The organism is Aquabacterium sp. (genome assembly GCF_036279675.1).
In the GTDB taxonomy this organism is placed as follows: Bacteria; Pseudomonadota; Gammaproteobacteria; order Burkholderiales; family Burkholderiaceae_C; genus Aquabacterium.
In genome coordinates, this window is the sequence record NZ_DASUIS010000129.1 from 1 (window position 1) to 2514 (window position 2514).

Below are 2514 nucleotides of genomic sequence, written 5' to 3' on the forward strand. Positions count from 1 at the left end.
GAACCTCAATATCCCTTCCGGTGAGCTGGTGGCTTTGCTGGGCCCTTCGGGCTCGGGCAAGACCTCGCTGCTTCGCATCATCGCGGGCCTGGAAACGCCCGACAGCGGCTCCGTGCTGTTCAACGGTGAAGATGCCACCCATGTGGCAGTGCGCGAGCGCCAGGTTGGCTTCGTGTTCCAGCACTACGCCTTGTTCGGGCACATGACGATTTTCGAGAACGTGGCCTTCGGCCTGCGTGTGCGCCCCAAGGACACGCGCCCGTCAGATGCTCAGATCAAGGCCAAGGTGACCGAGCTGCTCAAGCTGGTTCAGCTGGACTGGATTGCCGATCGCTACCCGCATCAGCTGTCTGGTGGTCAGCGTCAGCGTATCGCCTTGGCGCGTGCGTTGGCCGTGGAGCCCAAGGTGTTGCTGCTGGACGAACCCTTCGGCGCGCTGGATGCCAAGGTCCGCAAGGAGTTGCGCCGTTGGTTGCGCCGTCTGCACGACGAGATGCACATCACCAGCGTGTTCGTGACCCACGACCAGGAAGAGGCCATGGAAGTGGCAGACCGCATCGTGGTGATGAACCAGGGCCGCATCGAGCAGGAAGGCACGCCTGACGAGGTCTACGATCACCCCGCCACGCCGTTCGTGTTGCAGTTCCTGGGTGATGTGAACCTGTTCCACGGTCGTGACCATGCACCGGGTGCGGTGGTCTCTTCAGTAGGTGCGGCGGCAGATGTCGTGAGCTATGTGCGCCCGCATGAGATCCAGGTGCTGGCCCGTGCGGAAGAGGGCAGCTTGCCGGTGAGCCTCGTGCACACCTTGACGGTGGGCCCCAATACGCGCCTGGAGTTCAAGCGCGCCGATGGGGTGGGCGAGATCGATGTCGAGTTGCCTCGCTCCGAATACGCGGCACTGCGCGACAGTGGCATCCTGCAGCCTGGTGCGACCGTGCACCTCAAGCCACGTCGTGTTCGGCGATTCCTCGCCGAGGGGGCCCATGCCGCGCTGACGGTGGACCCGGCATCTTCCATTTGAAAAGGCACTGATCACAGCACGATGTTGCACAAGATCCCTTTGCTTCGGCAGATTCAGATCCGGCCTCGTTTGTTTGTCTCGGGTGCCATCGGCGTGGCCGTGGTTCTGCTGATGCCCGACCAGTGGGCCGCGCGTGAAGTCACACGGTGGATCGTCGGCTGGAATGTCGGTGCGTGGATCTACCTGGCGCTGGCCGGCTGGATGATGGCGCATGCCAGCCACGCCCAGATCCAGCGCCGGGCTTGTCAGGAAGATGATGGTGCGTTGGCCATCCTGACGCTGGTCGTTCTGGCAGCGCTGGCGAGCCTGGGCTCGATCGTGGCCGAGCTGTCTGTGGCCAAGGAGTTCACGGGCATGGCGCGCACGCTGCACATTGCCCTGGCTGGCGTGACGATCCTGTCTTCCTGGGCCTTCACGCAGATGATGTTCGCCTTGCATTACGCCCACGATTTCTACATCGCACGGCGCCACGGGCGGCCCGGTGGCCTGCTGTTCCCCGACACACCGGATCCGGACTACCTGGATTTTCTGTATTTCGCCGCCGTGATCGGCACATCAGGCCAGACGGCCGATGTGTCGATGGCCAGCTCCGGCATGCGCCGTGTGGGGCTGGTGCACTGTGTGCTGGCCTTCCTGTTCAACACCAGTCTGGTGGCCTTGACCATCAACGTGGCATCCAGCCTGTTGTGATGCGCAATCAGGGATGAACGGCGATCACGCCACAGGCAATGCGAGGGCCTGAATTGCCGGTGGGCTGCGTCTTGTAGTCATCGGCGTTGGCATGCAGGATCACGCTGTGGCCGTCAATGGCGTTGGTGCCTTGCTTGATCGTCACGCCGTGGAGCATGAACTTCTGATCAATGACGCCATTGGCATCGGCCTTCAGGGCGGGCATGTCACCGGCGTGGTGCTCGGCGTCTTGCGGGCCGTGTGCGGTCTTGCCTGGATTGAAGTGGCCGCCGGCGCTGGTGCCATCGGCGCTCGCGCAGTTGCCCACGTCATGCAGGTGGAAGCCATGTTCCGAGTCCGGGGCCAGGCCAGTGAAATGAGCATGGACCATGACGTGATCGTTCATTTCATGGAAAACCACCATGCCACGTACGGCGTTACCCTGCGTGGGCGTGACAGTCGCCACGGCCATGTTGCCCATCATCATGTGCCCCATCTTCATGCCAGGGCCTTCACACCGAGCTGCGCCGGCAGCGTGGTCACCGTGATCAGTCGAGCTTGCACAACCTGCTGTCAGGGCGGCCAGCAAGCTCAATGTCGTCAGCGAAATACGTTTCATGGGGTTCTCCTGCGTTTTCAATGATGAAGTTTCGTAACCGAGGGACTGTAGCTTCGTGTCTGGAAGTTTTCCGGATTACCCTTGTAAGGATCCTTGTCAAAGCCCAATTCGGTGGGTTGGTGCATGCACTTATCCCCGGATCCTGTGGATAACCTTGTTGGCAAACTTGGGGGAACCCGGGTTCTCCCTGGGATGGGGACTG

3 protein-coding genes are annotated in these 2514 nt (G+C 61.9%); 2 read left to right on the plus strand and 1 reads right to left on the minus strand.

The window, feature by feature from the left end; translation table 11 throughout:
• A partial coding sequence (locus VFW93_RS15085) for a sulfate ABC transporter ATP-binding protein (RefSeq protein WP_329694790.1) occupies positions 1-1024 on the plus strand: 1024 nt, incomplete at its 5' end.
• A 21-nt stretch (positions 1025-1045) separates the two neighbouring features.
• A complete protein-coding gene (locus tag VFW93_RS15090; RefSeq protein WP_329694791.1) occupies positions 1046-1714 on the plus strand; it encodes a DUF1345 domain-containing protein in 669 nt (222 codons plus the stop codon).
• A 7-nt stretch (positions 1715-1721) separates the two neighbouring features.
• On the opposite strand, the gene VFW93_RS15095 is transcribed toward VFW93_RS15090, so the two are convergent.
• On the minus strand, positions 1722-2312 hold the full coding sequence (locus VFW93_RS15095) for a superoxide dismutase family protein (protein ID WP_329694792.1): 591 nt from the start codon (positions 2310-2312) through the stop codon (positions 1722-1724).
• Between the last annotated feature and the right edge of the window lie 202 nt (positions 2313-2514).

What these genes read in the sequence shown, in the direction of transcription:
- VFW93_RS15090 (WP_329694791.1), top strand. Translation starts at nt 1,046, where the DNA reads ATGTTGCACAAGATCCCTTTGCTTCGGCAGATTCAGATCCGGCCTCGT.
- VFW93_RS15095 (WP_329694792.1), bottom strand. Translation starts at nt 2,312, where the DNA reads ATGAAACGTATTTCGCTGACGACATTGAGCTTGCTGGCCGCCCTGACA.